Origin of the sequence: Aeromonas sp. CU5 (genome assembly GCF_002586745.1) — a bacterium.
In the GTDB taxonomy this organism is placed as follows: Bacteria; Pseudomonadota; Gammaproteobacteria; order Enterobacterales; family Aeromonadaceae; genus Aeromonas; species Aeromonas sobria.
In genome coordinates, this window is sequence record NZ_CP023817.1 from 4,346,100 (window position 1) to 4,359,020 (window position 12,921).

General features: G+C 60.8%; 15 protein-coding genes. 9 read left to right on the forward strand and 6 right to left on the reverse strand.

Annotated features, from left to right (window positions below):
• Positions 1 to 120 precede the first annotated feature (120 nt).
• Positions 121 to 1,350, forward strand: a complete 1,230-nt coding sequence (locus CK911_RS19665) for a DEAD/DEAH box helicase (protein WP_098972090.1) — start codon at positions 121 to 123, stop codon at positions 1,348 to 1,350.
• 3 nt (positions 1,351 to 1,353) lie between these two features.
• Here the strand turns inward: CK911_RS19665 and CK911_RS19670 are convergent, their stop codons facing one another.
• The gene (locus CK911_RS19670) at positions 1,354 to 2,184 is read right to left on the reverse strand and encodes a CPBP family intramembrane glutamic endopeptidase (protein WP_098972093.1); all 831 of its coding nucleotides are present in this window, start codon (positions 2,182 to 2,184) and stop codon (positions 1,354 to 1,356) included.
• 161 nt (positions 2,185 to 2,345) lie between these two features.
• Between CK911_RS19670 and CK911_RS19675 the strand changes: the two genes are divergently transcribed.
• Complete coding sequence (locus CK911_RS19675) at positions 2,346 to 3,050, forward strand: ABC transporter substrate-binding protein (protein ID WP_253860350.1); 705 nt, start codon at positions 2,346 to 2,348, stop codon at positions 3,048 to 3,050.
• A gap of 117 nt (positions 3,051 to 3,167) precedes the next feature.
• On the opposite strand, the gene CK911_RS19680 is transcribed toward CK911_RS19675, so the two are convergent.
• Complete coding sequence (locus CK911_RS19680) at positions 3,168 to 3,464, reverse strand: hypothetical protein (RefSeq protein ID WP_042024188.1); 297 nt, start codon at positions 3,462 to 3,464, stop codon at positions 3,168 to 3,170.
• 53 nt (positions 3,465 to 3,517) lie between these two features.
• Complete coding sequence (locus tag CK911_RS19685) at positions 3,518 to 3,892, reverse strand: YacL family protein (RefSeq protein ID WP_042024453.1); 375 nt, start codon at positions 3,890 to 3,892, stop codon at positions 3,518 to 3,520.
• 209 nt (positions 3,893 to 4,101) lie between these two features.
• Between CK911_RS19685 and CK911_RS19690 the strand changes: the two genes are divergently transcribed.
• The 7 genes from CK911_RS19690 to CK911_RS19720 all read left to right on the forward strand — a co-directional run bounded on the left by CK911_RS19690 (position 4,102) and on the right by CK911_RS19720 (position 11,529).
• Complete coding sequence (locus tag CK911_RS19690) at positions 4,102 to 5,217, forward strand: sugar diacid recognition domain-containing protein (protein WP_098972097.1); 1,116 nt, start codon at positions 4,102 to 4,104, stop codon at positions 5,215 to 5,217.
• A gap of 117 nt (positions 5,218 to 5,334) precedes the next feature.
• Positions 5,335 to 6,597: a GntP family permease gene (locus tag CK911_RS19695; protein WP_042024193.1), complete on the forward strand. Its 1,263-nt coding sequence runs from the start codon at positions 5,335 to 5,337 to the stop codon at positions 6,595 to 6,597.
• 9 nt (positions 6,598 to 6,606) lie between these two features.
• A complete protein-coding gene (locus CK911_RS19700; RefSeq protein ID WP_098972099.1) occupies positions 6,607 to 7,740 on the forward strand; it encodes a glycerate kinase in 1,134 nt (377 codons plus the stop codon).
• A gap of 227 nt (positions 7,741 to 7,967) precedes the next feature.
• The gene (locus tag CK911_RS19705; protein WP_098972101.1) at positions 7,968 to 8,531 is read left to right on the forward strand and encodes an NnrU family protein; all 564 of its coding nucleotides are present in this window, start codon (positions 7,968 to 7,970) and stop codon (positions 8,529 to 8,531) included.
• 58 nt (positions 8,532 to 8,589) lie between these two features.
• Positions 8,590 to 9,126 carry a glutathione peroxidase gene (locus CK911_RS19710; protein ID WP_042024200.1) on the forward strand — a complete coding sequence of 179 codons (537 nt, stop codon included), beginning with the start codon at positions 8,590 to 8,592 and terminating at the stop codon, positions 9,124 to 9,126.
• Between the two features lie 88 nt (positions 9,127 to 9,214).
• On the forward strand, positions 9,215 to 10,150 hold the full coding sequence (locus CK911_RS19715) for a LysR family transcriptional regulator (RefSeq protein WP_172954115.1): 936 nt from the start codon (positions 9,215 to 9,217) through the stop codon (positions 10,148 to 10,150).
• 182 nt (positions 10,151 to 10,332) lie between these two features.
• Entirely contained in the window at positions 10,333 to 11,529 is a 1,197-nt protein-coding gene (locus CK911_RS19720; protein WP_098972105.1) for a NupC/NupG family nucleoside CNT transporter, read from the forward strand.
• A gap of 71 nt (positions 11,530 to 11,600) precedes the next feature.
• On the opposite strand, the gene CK911_RS19725 is transcribed toward CK911_RS19720, so the two are convergent.
• From CK911_RS19725 to CK911_RS19735, 3 genes are read right to left on the reverse strand one after another with little or no spacing between them, the layout of a single operon-like run.
• Positions 11,601 to 12,020 (reverse strand): DUF4426 domain-containing protein, encoded by a 420-nt coding sequence (locus tag CK911_RS19725; RefSeq protein ID WP_098972107.1) that lies wholly within the window; start codon positions 12,018 to 12,020, stop codon positions 11,601 to 11,603.
• Positions 12,021 to 12,063: 43 nt separating this feature from the next.
• Positions 12,064 to 12,366, reverse strand: coding sequence for a DUF167 family protein YggU (yggU, locus tag CK911_RS19730; protein ID WP_098972109.1), 303 nt, complete (start codon positions 12,364 to 12,366; stop codon positions 12,064 to 12,066).
• The gene (locus CK911_RS19735; protein WP_068977360.1) at positions 12,366 to 12,917 is read right to left on the reverse strand and encodes a YggT family protein; all 552 of its coding nucleotides are present in this window, start codon (positions 12,915 to 12,917) and stop codon (positions 12,366 to 12,368) included. The genes yggU and CK911_RS19735 overlap by 1 nt, the downstream gene beginning before the upstream one ends.
• Between the last annotated feature and the right edge of the window lie 4 nt (positions 12,918 to 12,921).

Consider the following 12,921-nt stretch of genomic DNA (forward strand, 5'->3'; position numbering starts at 1 on the left):
TGATGCCATTTTTCCGTTACTTCGCCGGTGCCTCTTTTAGCGAATGCCGGGCCACGCCCTTTTACTTATGGAGGCTGGCTGGCTAGACTTCGCCTCCCACTTCTTTGTTGACGTAGCGCCATGACCTTTAGTGAACTTGCCCTCCATCCCGCTCTGCTGGCCTCTTTGCCAGCCACCTTGCACAGCCCGACCCGCATCCAGCAGTTGGCCATTCCGGCGGCACTGGCGGGGCAGGATCTGCTGGCACTGGCCCAGACCGGCAGCGGCAAGACCCTGGCGTTTGGTTTACCGCTGCTGCAACGGCTGGATCCTGCCTCCAGCCAGGTTCAGGGGTTGATTCTGGTGCCGACCCGCGAGTTGGCGATTCAGGTCACTGCCGCGCTAAAAGAGGGGGCCGAGGCGCTTGGGCTGCGCATAGTGACGCTGTGTGGGGGCGTTGCGCAGGAGCGGCAACAGGCCGAGCTGGCGCACGGGCCACAGCTGCTGGTGGCAACGCCGGGGCGGCTGCGGGATCTGCTGACTCAGCAACTGCTGGGCTTGGATGGTCTGCAACTGCTGGTGCTGGATGAGGCGGATCGCCTGCTGGAGATGGGCTTTGCACCCGATATCAAGGCGCTGCTCGGCTTTATTCCGGCGGATCGCCAGACCCTGCTCTTCTCGGCCACTTTGCCTGTCGAACTGGAGACGCTGGCCAACGGCCTGTTGCGCGAGCCCATCCGCATCGAGGCCAATCCGCTCAACAGCGTGGTGAACGAGATTGAAGAGCTGCTCTTTTTGGTCAACAAGAGCAGCAAGGTACCGGCGCTGATCAGTTTGCTCAAGGAGCAAGAGTGGCCGCAGGTGCTGGTTTTTATCAGTGCGCGGGATGACGCCGATGGGGTGGCTAAGAAGCTGGCTAAAGCCGGCATTGCGGTAGCGTCCCTTCATGGCGAGAAAGAACAGGCAGTGCGCGAGCAGGCGCTCGCCGATTTCAAGGAGGGTCGGGTGCGGGTGCTGGTGGCTACCGACTTGATGGCGCGCGGCATCCATGTGGAGGCGCTGCCGGTGGTGATCAATCTGGACTTGCCCGCCAGCGCCCCCGTCTATGTGCACCGTATTGGCCGTACCGCCCGGGCTGGCCGCGAAGGGCTGGCTATCTCGCTGGTTTGCCATGGCGAGAGCGAGATTCTGACGGCTATTCGGACCTTGACCGGCCGTGAGCTGCCGCTGGGCGATCTGGCCGGATTCCCGGTGACCGACCAGCCCGCCAGCGGCGAGGGAAAGCGCCCGGCCCGTGACAAGCAGGCCAATCGTCGTACTCAGGCCAAGCGCAGCGTCAAGGCGTTCAAAGGCAAGACGCCACGCGGCTGAGGGTCAGGTACGTGCCAGCGGGTAGGTAAAGAGCGCCAGATGGGCGAAGTTGAAGGCGAAGTGGATAAGGATTGCCACCGAGAGCCGCCCGCTGAGCTGGAATGCCAGGCCATAGCAGCAGCCTGCCAGGGTCGCAAACAGCGCCAGCAGTGGGCCGCCGGGCAGGTGGATGGCGCCGAACAGCATGGCGGCCACGACTATGGCCATCCAGGGGCGGTAGCGTTCCGCCAGCGCCTGCTGGATCGCGCCACGAAACAGCGCCTCTTCCGCCACACAGGTGAACAGCAGGTTGTTCAGGGCGAACAGCCACCACCAGTGGGGCAGTCCCACTTCCGGTCGCAATGCCCCCAACTGCCAGGCGATCACCAGCAGGGCTCCCAGCGGCAGCAGCAACAGGGCCAGCGGCCGCCAACGGATGGCACCTCCCTTGCCGAGCAGGGTCGGGCAGGCCAGCAGCAAGCCGAAGAAGAGCAGCGGTTTGTCGAGGTTCAGGTACATGTTGAACGGCACGCTGGCGGGGCCCGCCAGCGCCTGATCCAGCACCTTGAGATTGCTGAAACCGGGAACCAGGTGCAGGGTCAGTGCCACTGCCCATGCCAACAACACGCTCCATGCCAGGGTACGGCGATGGCCTGACAGTGACGGCAGACGCCATGCCAGCAACAAGGCTGCCAGCGACACCGACAGGGCCGCAGTGGTGATGCGATCCAGCCAGAGCGCCAGTAGCAGGGCTACCGCCAGCAGCAGGAAACCGGGCAGGCGTTGTCGTGCCAGACAGAGCAGGGTGGCCAGCGCCAGTGCGCCCCAGATCAGGGTATCGGGTAGGGGTAACATCGAAACACCTCTGTAGTGAAAGGGCTGCACCTTAGCAGGGGCATCGTCCGCAAGGCAACTCGACCGGGTTTTCCAAGCCGCTCTCCTATACTCAGTAACAGAGTAAGAAGGGGGTGGTGATGAAGCGCTATGGGTGGTTGTTCTGTTGTTGGTGTGGATGGGTGTCCGGTGCTCCGTTGTCGCTGGTGACCGGGGATTTTTCACCCTATACCGGTGCTGCGCTGGCGGATGGCGGTCAGAGTACCCGGCTGGTGACGACCCTGCTGCGTGAGGCGGGTTATCAGGATCTGAAGGTGGACTACCTGCCCTGGAACCGGGGCTATGAGCTGACTCGCAATGGCCTGGCATCCGCCACCTACCCCTACGCCTGGACGCGGGCACGGGCAAAACTCTTCTACTACAGTGCCCCCATCCATATTGATCACCTCTCCTGGTTTACCTATCGAGGCAGCGAGGCTGTGCTTGATGGCAAGTGGCAGGGGCTGCGGGTTTGTATTCCCGCCGGCTGGAGTACCAGCCACGCGGATGAGGTGATCGCCAGTTTCTCTTTGCAGCTAATTCGCCCCAAAACGCTGGCGCAGTGCTTGCGCATGCTCGAACTCAAGCGGGTTGACCTGATGCCGATGAACGATGCCGTCACGGCAGACGCCAGCATGGCGGTCTTCGGCGATCCCCATCATCTGCAGTCGTTACCCTATTTTCGCCAGAGTGATACCTTCTATTTGCTGGTTTCGCGTCAGGTACCGGGCGGGATCGAGCTGATCGAGCGGTTCAACGAAGCACTGGCAGCGGCTCGTGCCAGCGGTTATTACGACAAGCTGGTGCCCAGGGCGCAGCCCCGCTTGCTTCGCTGTGAGCAACAGTAAGTACTGAAGGGGATGACAGATACAACAAAGCCGGAGCAGTGGCTCCGGCTTTGATTTTTTCGGCGTTTCGTATCGCCGCAATGGGCGATACGCTGGCCAGTCCGTTTTCCCGGGGGATTAGCGACCGGATTCAGCGATCACGCGGGCGATGATATCGGCACGTTTGTCGGCTTTCAGCTCGCCCAGGGCGATCAGGCCTGCTTTGAAGATGACGTTCTTCGGCAGGCTGACGTCGTCCAGCGTGGCGATCGCTTCAATATGGATACCATTCAAACGGCTGGCATCGCGCGGGCTCAAGTTAACCTGAGTGTTCATCACTTGCTTGCCTTTCTTCTTGGCAGGCACGGCCGCTTTCTGGGTAGATTCCTGTTCTTCGTCTTCTGGCAGTTCGTCATCAAAATCGTAAATAGACATAGTCAATCCTGTTGGGTTAGGCAAAAGGGCAAGTTTGCCCGACATTGGGTTAATCAGCCCATATCCTCGTTACGGATAAAGGCGCGCCAGGAGCCGAGCACCTGGGCAAAATCTTCCAGCCCGCACATGGCCAGCTGTTCATCATCGTAGTAGGCGAGATCGTCAAGATCCTCATCCAGCTCGATATTGAGGGCGTTGGCTTTCACCTCCGCCTCTTCATGGGTCAGTAGCAGGGAGTAATCACCACCATTGAGCCGGTATTCGACCCGGGTGCGGTTGGATAGCTGGTCAATGATGGAGAATAGCTCGTCGAGCTTCTCTTCATCCTTGCCAACTTCGTCGATCAGCCACTGACCGATGGCTTCATGGCCCATGGAGAACCGGGCGCGATAGCCACCAAACGGGTCGCGGCGAAACTCATAATCCATAGCGCAGTCCATATCGGAGGGATGGGCCATCACGGACAGGCGGGTGCAAGCACGCAATTCCTGCTCCATGGCGGGGCACACATCGGGTAAAGTGGCCTATTCTAGCGATCCCCCTCTCGCTTGTCTTGATGATGTGGCATCTTTGCGCCCATCTGCTGCGGGTTGGTGCCAGGCAGCACCGTCCAAACCGCCTATTGTCCGGAGATGTTATGCAGCTAAATGAGAGCCTTGCCCATCAGATAGTCAGTCGGGCGATGAAGATCCTGTCGTTCTCGGTCAACGTGATGGACGAGAGTGGCCTCATTATCGCTTCTGGTAATCTGGAGCGGATCCATCAGCGCCACGAAGGGGCCGTACTGGCATTGACCGAGAACCGGGTGGTGGAGATCAGCGAAGCGACCGCCCTGCAGCTCAAGGGAGTGCGACCCGGTATCAATCTGCCCATCTCCTATCAGGGGGAACTGCTCGGGGTGATCGGCATCTCCGGCGATCCGGAGGAAGTTCGCGCTTACGCCGAGTTGGTGCGAATGACGGCAGAACTGATCCTGGAGCAGGCGGCACTCACCGAACAGCTGCAGTGGGACAAGCGCCACAAGGAGGAGCTGGTGCTGCAGCTTATCCGTGGCGAGGGGCGAGTCGATCAGCTGCAACAGGCGGCCCGTTTTCTCGGGCTGGATCTGGCCCAGCCTCGGGTGGTGGCCGTGCTGGCGCTGGAGGAGGCGGATCCCGCCCGGTTAAGAGAGCTGGTTCATCAGCTGGAAAACCCGGAGCGGGACAATTTAGTGGCTATCCATGGTCTCGACGAGATAGTGGTGCTCAAACCGGCGCAATTGAGCGATGGCGTCTGGCAATCGGATCAGGAACGTAACCGGATCAAACAGCTGTTGGCGCGGATTCCCCACTTCAAGGTGCATATCGCGGTGGGCGATTACTTCGCCGGTATCGACGGGTTGACGCGCTCTTACCAGACGGCGCGGGATACCTTGCGCCGTGGCATGCGGCAGGCGCCGCGCAAGCAGGTCTACTTCTTCGAGGATTACCGCTTGCCGGTGCTGCTGGGGAGTCTGATGGACTCCTGGCAGGCGGATCAGTTGCGTACCCCCTTGCTGAGGCTTGCCAGGGAGGACTCCAAAGGCGCTTTGCAGAAGACCCTGCGCCACTATTTCTTGCAGGATTGTGATCTGCATCGCTGTGCCGAGGCGCTGTTTATCCACCCCAATACCCTGCGTTATCGGCTGGGCCGGATCGAGCAGATAACCGGGTTGAATTTCAACAAGTTAGACGACAAATTTCAGCTTTATCTGGGGCTTAATCTGAGCATGTGATTGTGAGTTTTTACAACTAATCTGCTTTTCACTGCCTTTTATTTGTCGTTTCGTCTAAAGATTTATCTCTTGGCATCCTCATAATGGCGAGCACTCTATCTATCCAAGGTGCCCGTCATGATCCCAGTTACCGCGCTTGGCGCCATCGCTGCGCTCTCCATCGCCATCTTCCTTATTCTGAAGAAGGTTCCGCCGGCTTACGGCATGATCGTGGGTGCCCTGGCCGGTGGCCTGATTGGCGGCGCCGATCTGACCCAGACCGTCGCCCTGATGATCGGTGGCGCCCAAGGGATCACCACGGCGGTGATGCGGATCCTGGCGGCCGGTGTGTTGGCTGGCGTACTGATCGAATCGGGTGCCGCCACCACCATCGCCGAGACCATCGTCAAGAAGCTGGGTGAAACCCGTGCCCTGTTGGCGCTGGCGCTGGCGACCCTGATCCTGACTGCAGTCGGCGTGTTCGTGGACGTGGCCGTCATCACGGTCGCCCCCATTGCGCTGGCCATCGCCCGCCGTGCCGACCTCTCCAAGGCGGCCATCCTGCTGGCGATGATCGGCGGCGGCAAGGCGGGCAACGTCATGTCCCCCAATCCCAACGCCATCGCGGCGGCTGACGCCTTCCATCTGCCCCTCACCTCGGTGATGGCGGCGGGCATCATCCCGGGTCTATTCGGTCTGGTGATGGCCTACTGGCTGGCCAAGCGTCTTAACAACAAGGGCAGCAAGGTTGCCGCCGACGAGGTGGTGAGCTTTGACGGTGCCAAGTTGCCGGGCTTTGCCGCTGCCATCAGTGCGCCGCTGGTCGCCATCCTGCTGCTGGCCCTGCGTCCGGTCGCCGGTATCGTGGTGGACCCGCTGATTGCACTGCCCCTCGGCGGTCTGGTCGGTGCCCTGATGATGGGCAAGTTCAGCAAGGTGAACCAGTTTGCGGTCGCGGGTCTTGCTCGCATGGCGCCGGTCGCCATCATGCTGCTGGGTACCGGCACCCTGGCTGGCATCATCGCCAACTCCGGCTTGAAAGATGTACTGATCAGCGGTCTGACCGCCTCCGGTCTGCCCTCCTACCTGCTGGCGCCCATCTCCGGTGCCATGATGTCACTGGCGACCGCCTCGACCACAGCCGGTACCGTGGTGGCCTCCAACGTATTCAGCTCCACCCTGATTGAACTGGGGATCAGCAGTCTGGCGGGGGCGGCGATGATCCATGCCGGTGCCACCGTGTTTGACCACATGCCCCACGGCTCTTTCTTCCACGCTACCGGTGGCAGTGTCCACATGGGCGTGGGTGAGCGCCTCAAGCTCATCCCTTACGAAACTGCGGTCGGTCTGACCATTGCAACTGTCTCCACCCTGATGTTTGGCGTGTTTGGCCTCGCCTAAGGAATTGATATGAAAATTGTTATTGCCCCCGATTCATTCAAGGAGAGTCTGAGCGCCATGGCGGTGGCTGATGCCATCGAGGCCGGTTTCAAGCAGGTGTTGCCAAACGCCACCTACGTAAAATTGCCGATGGCCGATGGCGGCGAAGGCACGGTGCAATCCTTGGTGGATGCCACTGGTGGTCACATTCTGCCAGTTGAAGTGACTGCGCCCCTTGGCAACAAGGTACAGGGCTTCGTCGGCCTGCTGGGAGATGGCGAGCGCGCCGTCATCGAGATGGCGGCCGCCTCCGGCATTCATCTGGTCGCGCCGGAGCAGCGCAATCCGCTGCTCACCTCCAGCTTCGGCACTGGCGAGCTGATCCTGGCTGCGCTGGAGATGGGGGTGAAGCATCTGATCCTCGGTATCGGCGGCAGCGCCACCAATGACGGCGGTGCCGGCATGATCCAGGCGCTGGGCGGCAAGTTGCTCAAAGCCGATGGCTCTGCCATCGCGTTGGGCGGTGCCGGTCTGGCCGAGCTGGCGACCATCGATCTGAGCGGTCTGGATCCGCGTCTGAGCGATCTGGTTATCGAGGTGGCGTGCGATGTGAACAACCCGCTGTGCGGCCCGAAAGGGGCCTCCGCGGTGTTTGGCCCGCAGAAGGGCGCGACCCCCGAGATGGTGGCGCAGCTCGATGGCTACCTTTCCCGTTATGCCGACTGCATCGAGCGGGCGCTCGGCAAGCAGGTGGAGGATATTCCGGGGGCGGGCGCTGCTGGTGGCATGGGGGCCGCGCTGGTTGGCCTGCTTGGCGCCGAGCTCAAGCCCGGCATCCAGATCGTGATTGAAGCCTTGAAGTTGGCCGATGAAGTGGCCGATGCGGATCTGGTCATCACCGGTGAAGGTCGTATCGACAGCCAGACCATTCACGGCAAGACGCCAATCGGTGTCGCACGTTGCGCCAAGCAGTTCGGTAAGCCGGTGATCGGTATCTCCGGTTGTCTAACCGACGACTGCGGTGTGGTACACGAGCATGGGCTGGATGCGGTATTCGCTGTGGTCAACCGCGCCATGTCCCTGCCGGAAGCACTGGCCACCGCCAGCACCAATATCGAGCTGACCGCGCGCAACGTGGCCGCGCTCTATCGGCTGCCCCGTTGATCTGATTTGGTTGCCGCCCGATATTCGGGCGGCGGCCATCCCTTGGCCCGTGAGGGGCCATTCTCATTTGATGAGAAATCCGGTTGCCCTTAGCACTTTTCGCCGACCCATCGAGGTCGGCTTTTTTATCTTCCTCCCTCTGCTGGCTTGCCGTCGTGCCACTGCTTTCTATAGGCGCACCTCTCCCTTTGCGGCATAGTGGTCGTACCAAGTACAAGGAGAGACTCATGTTCCTGCTGACTCTGGGGGTTGCGCTGTTTACCCTGATCCATCTCTACCCCTGTTTTGCCGTGGCCCATCGGGCGCGGGTGCGCGAGCGGCTGGGTGAGAATCGCTACAAGGGGCTCTTCTCCCTGCTGGTGTTTGTCGCCATCGCCTGCATCATCGCCGGCTGGCGCAGTGCCAGTTCGTTGCCGCTCTACTTCTTGCCCCAGTGGGGGCCGATGACCATGACGGTGATGATGCCCTTTGCGCTGATCCTCTTCTTCTCCGGTCAGGGGCCCAACTATCTGCGCCGTTGGTTGGTGCATCCCCAACTGCTTGGCACCCTGCTGTGGGCGGTGGCCCATCTGCTGGTCAATAGCGAGGCGCGCTCTCTGGTGCTGTTTGGCGGCATCGGCTTGTGGGCGCTGGTGAGCATCGTCTGGATTTCGGTGCGGGACTGGCAGCGATATCCCCGTCCGGCGGCTAACTGGACCGGCACCGGCATCAGCGTCGGGGCTGGCTTGGTGGCTACCGCATTACTGGTTTTCTGGGGCCACGGCTGGCTGACCGGCATTCCCCTGCATTGAGAGTGAACTGCGGCTCTGGTAACCGCGTATGATGGACAAAACAAAAGGAGTCTTGGCGATGAAATGGTTCACTCTGTTGCTGTTATTGGGGGCTGGTGCGGCCTCTGCGGCGTGCCCCGATTACTTCAATGTGGAGATGCGGGAGCTCAACAATGCCCAGCGCCACAACCTCTGTCAGCTGACCGAGGGCAAGGTGGTACTGGTGGTCAATACCGCCTCCTATTGCGGCTACAGCGGTCAGTTCCGCGATCTGGAGAAGCTCTACCAGAGCTACAAGGATAAAGGGCTGATTATTCTGGGCTTCCCCTCCAACGACTTCTGGCAGGAGGCGGGCAACGAGACCAAGACCGCCGAGGTGTGCCGTCGCGACTACGGGGTCACTTTCCCGATGTTCAATCGGGTGGCGGTGAGTGGCTCCGATGCGGTGCCGCTGTTCAAGGGGCTGGCTGCGGCCGCAGACGGGGATGAGCCGAACTGGAACTTCCACAAGTATCTGGTGGGGCGCGATGGCAAGCTGATCGCCAGTTACGGCGCCAACCAGAATCCGGCTGACGATCCCCTCAAACTGCAGATCACCCGGGCGCTGGGGCTCTGACCCTACCCCTACCCCTTGGCGGGCGGCTCTGGAATAATGGGCTCCCGCCACTCAATCTGGTTATCTTGTGCTGCAACGTCTCCCTCAAATGGTGATCTTCGATGCGCTGGTGCGCGAGCAGGGGATCTCTGCCGCCGCCCGTCGTCTCGGGGTCTCCAAATCCCATATCAGCAAGCAGCTGGCACTGCTGGAGACCACCCTCGGTGCTCAGCTGGTGCAGCGCACCACTCGCCGCTTCGTCCTGACCGAGCTGGGTCAGGAGTATGCCCGTCACTGTCATGCATTGGTGGCGGTGGCGCACGAGGCGGACTCCATGATCGCCGAGCGGCGCGGCAAGGTGAGCGGCGTGCTCCATCTTGGGGTGGGTCAATCATTCGGCCGCCTCCACGTTCTGCCTCACCTCAAGGGGTTTCAGGACTGCTATCCCGAGCTGGAGCTGGAGGTCTCGCTGTTCGACCACAGAACCAATCTGGTGGATGAGGGGCTGGATCTCTGGCTCACCACCTATGAGGACAAGCCCGAAGGGCTGGTAGGCCAACGGCTGGCCGACATCGGCTTCGTGGTGGCGGCCTCGCCGGATTACCTGCTGAGTCATGGCACCCCGCTCCATCCCAAGGATCTGGCCCAGCACAACTGCATCACCTACCAGAGCCGCGAACGCCGCTATCACCAGTGGTCGTTTCGCCAGGGCAAGGAGCGCCAGACGGTGCAGGTGGCGGGCAACTATCGGGTGGATATGGCGGAAGCGGTGCGCGATGCGGCGCTGGCCGGGCTCGGCATCGCCTATATCGCCAACTACCTGCTGGACAAGGAGCTGCAGAGCGGCAAGCTGATCCCGTTGCTGCCCGGGTGGCGGCCGAACCAGCAGATGGCGCTGCATGCCGTTTATGCCCGCCGCGAACACCTGGATCCCAAGATCCGTCTCTTCATCGATTTCCTCAAGGCCCGCTTTGGCGTTGAACCCTATTGGGAACAGCGGTTGGCACCCTGGCTCGGGGGTAAATTGTCCGGCACGGAGGAATAATCGTTTCCATATAAAAACTCTGGCTTTCGCATGAAACTAAAATTGAGCCAAATCAGCCAGTTGGCGCAACCGATATCGTGCAAACGTTTTTTCCAACAAGCCTGTAACCAAGCGGACTTGCAGTGATGGGGTGAGAGGCGCAGAATCCGCGCCCATCTTTTGCCCCACCTGATGGAGTCCCTATGATTGCCCTGCTCGGCATCCTGAGTATCCTGGCGCTTGCCGTGATCTGTTCTGATAATCGTCGTCGTATCCCGCTGCGAACAGTTGGCCTCGCCCTCTGCCTGCAAGTCATCTTTGCCGGTCTGGTGCTCTGGTTGCCTGCCGGTCAGCACGTGCTGAACGGGGTCAGCGAAAGCGTCAGCAGCGTGATCGGTTATGGTCAGGAGGGGATCGCCTTCCTGTTCGGTGATCTGGCCAAGTTCAAACTGGGCTTCATCTTTGCCTTCAACGTATTGCCGGTCATCATCTTCTTCTCTGCGGTGATCGCCATCCTCTACCACATCGGCATCATGCCGCGGGTGATCGCCCTGCTGGGTGGTGGCTTGCAGAAGCTGCTGGGTACCGGCCGAGCAGAGAGTCTCTCCGCCACCGCCAACATCTTCGTCGGCATGGTGGAAGCGCCGCTGGTGGTCAAACCCTACCTCTCCAAAATGTCTGACTCGCAGTTCTTTGCGGTGATGAGCTGCGGCCTCGCCTCTGTCGCCGGTGGTACTCTGGTGGGCTACGCCAGCCTCGGGGTTGAACTGAAATACCTGATCGCCGCCGCCTTCATGTCGGCCCCTGCCGGTCTGGCGATGGCCAAGATCCTGGTGCCGCCGAGCGCAGGCGAGGTCGATCACCATCAGGATGTGGTGATCCCCCGTGCCACCAACGTGATCGAAGCGGCGGCCGATGGTGCCATGTCCGGCCTCAATATCGCGGTGGCGGTCGGTGCGACCCTGCTGGCCTTCGTCGGCGTGATCGCCATGCTCAACGGCCTGCTTGGCTGGGCTGGCGGTCTGGTGGGGCTGGATCTGAGCTTCCAGATCATTCTTGGTTGGCTGTTTGCCCCCGTCTCCTGGCTGATCGGTGTGCCCTGGGATCAGGCGCAGGCCGCTGGCGCGCTGATCGGTACCAAGATCGTGGTCAACGAGTTCGTCGCCTTCATTGGTCTGGTGCAGGATCAGACCCTGAGCGAGTCGAGCAAGGCCATCGTGACCTTTGCCCTGTGCGGCTTTGCCAACATCTCCTCCATGGCGATCCTGATCGGCGGTCTGGGTTCCATGGTGCCGGAGCGCAAATCCTTCATCGCCCGTTACGGCATGCGCGCCATTCTCTCCGGCGTGCTGGCGAACCTGATGAGCGCCTGTCTGGCCGGTCTGTTCCTCGCCCTGTAACGGACTGCGGCACGGACTGAATGCAACAAGGGCGCCCTGATGGCGCCCTTGTTGTTTGTTGCTGATTGAACTCAGTCGACGTAGAAGGTCTGCTGGAAGGTGAGGTTCTGTTGCTGCCCGCCGCCCATGATCTTCAGGGTGAACTGATAGGTATCTTCGTTGCGGTAGGGGAGGGTTGCCAGATAGTAGATGGCATCGCCCTCTTTTACCTCCTGAAAGCTCAGGGTACGGATGGTGCCGGTCAGGTTCTTGGCCTCACCGGTGATCCCCACGGCTTGCGCCACTTTCTGCTTGTCCTGTACCGCGATATTGATGATGGCGTTGTAGCGGCTGCGCTCCAGTCCATACGCCTTGGCAACCTCGGGGGTGAGGAAGCTGGAGTTGAAGGCGTTGTAGTGGACTTGCCAGGGCCCCAGCGCCTTCATCTGTTCTGCCTTGAGTGGCAGGGTCATCAGCAGTGCCAGTAAGCCACTCATCCAGACTGTTTTCATCTGTCATCCCTCTCATATCTACGGTTGGCACAGGCCGACTCATTCAGCCTTGCGGGTCATTCAGCAGTGCACTCACTTCTGGCGGCCACTGTTTGGGGCTGTCGATGGCGACGGTTTTGTGCCGCCCCAGTTCGCCCCGCACTATGGTGACCTGCCCCTTGGCCACCTTGAACTGCTTGGCCAGAAACTTGATCAGATGGCTGTTGGCCTGGCCATCGACGGGCGGCGCCGTGATGGCCACTTTCAGCTCTTCGCCATGCAATCCGATGATCTGATCCCGACTCGCTTTGGGCTGGATCACCAGATGCAGTACCAGTTCATCCCCTTGTTGCAGGACGGCTGGCATCAAATCATCCACCACAGCTGGCCGAACAGGTCGCCCAGCAGGTAGTTGATGGCTTGCAGGCCGATAAAGGCGACCAGCACCGAGAGATCCAACCCGCCCAGTGCCGGCAGGATGCGGCGGATAGGGGCAAGGAATGGCTCGGTCAGCTGATGCATCACGTATTCGATGGGGTTGCGACCCTGGCTGACCCAGCTCAGGATGGCGCGGATCAGCAGTACCCAGAAGATCATCGAGCCCGCTTTCTTCAGCACGGTGAGGGCGGCGAACAGGCTGATGTTGAGCCAGTCGGCCAGCAGTACGTTCATGCTTTTGAGCAGCGCCAGCTTGGCAAATGCGATCAGCAGCGCCAGCACCACGGAGGCGAGATCGATGCCGCCAAAGCCCGGGATAACACGGCGCAGCGGGATCACCAGCGGATTAGTCAACTTGACCACCATCTGGCTCATCGGGTTGTAGAAGTCGGCGCGAGCCCACTGCAACCAGGCGCGCAACAGCACCACCATCAGGTAGAGATCAAAAACGGTGTTAATCAGAAAGTAAGCAGTGTTCATCTGG

What these genes read in the sequence shown, in the direction of transcription:
- CK911_RS19720 (WP_098972105.1), top strand. Translation starts at nt 10,333, where the DNA reads ATGATTGCCCTGCTCGGCATCCTGAGTATCCTGGCGCTTGCCGTGATC.
- CK911_RS19680 (WP_042024188.1), bottom strand. Translation starts at nt 3,464, where the DNA reads ATGTCTATTTACGATTTTGATGACGAACTGCCAGAAGACGAAGAACAG.
- CK911_RS19670 (WP_098972093.1), bottom strand. Translation starts at nt 2,184, where the DNA reads ATGTTACCCCTACCCGATACCCTGATCTGGGGCGCACTGGCGCTGGCC.
- CK911_RS19715 (WP_172954115.1), top strand. Translation starts at nt 9,215, where the DNA reads ATGGTGATCTTCGATGCGCTGGTGCGCGAGCAGGGGATCTCTGCCGCC.
- CK911_RS19710 (WP_042024200.1), top strand. Translation starts at nt 8,590, where the DNA reads ATGAAATGGTTCACTCTGTTGCTGTTATTGGGGGCTGGTGCGGCCTCT.
- CK911_RS19735 (WP_068977360.1), bottom strand. Translation starts at nt 12,917, where the DNA reads ATGAACACTGCTTACTTTCTGATTAACACCGTTTTTGATCTCTACCTG.
- CK911_RS19690 (WP_098972097.1), top strand. Translation starts at nt 4,102, where the DNA reads ATGCAGCTAAATGAGAGCCTTGCCCATCAGATAGTCAGTCGGGCGATG.
- CK911_RS19695 (WP_042024193.1), top strand. Translation starts at nt 5,335, where the DNA reads ATGATCCCAGTTACCGCGCTTGGCGCCATCGCTGCGCTCTCCATCGCC.
- CK911_RS19725 (WP_098972107.1), bottom strand. Translation starts at nt 12,020, where the DNA reads ATGAAAACAGTCTGGATGAGTGGCTTACTGGCACTGCTGATGACCCTG.
- CK911_RS19700 (WP_098972099.1), top strand. Translation starts at nt 6,607, where the DNA reads ATGAAAATTGTTATTGCCCCCGATTCATTCAAGGAGAGTCTGAGCGCC.
- CK911_RS19705 (WP_098972101.1), top strand. Translation starts at nt 7,968, where the DNA reads ATGTTCCTGCTGACTCTGGGGGTTGCGCTGTTTACCCTGATCCATCTC.
- yggU (WP_098972109.1), bottom strand. Translation starts at nt 12,366, where the DNA reads ATGCCAGCCGTCCTGCAACAAGGGGATGAACTGGTACTGCATCTGGTG.
- CK911_RS19685 (WP_042024453.1), bottom strand. Translation starts at nt 3,892, where the DNA reads ATGGATTATGAGTTTCGCCGCGACCCGTTTGGTGGCTATCGCGCCCGG.
- CK911_RS19665 (WP_098972090.1), top strand. Translation starts at nt 121, where the DNA reads ATGACCTTTAGTGAACTTGCCCTCCATCCCGCTCTGCTGGCCTCTTTG.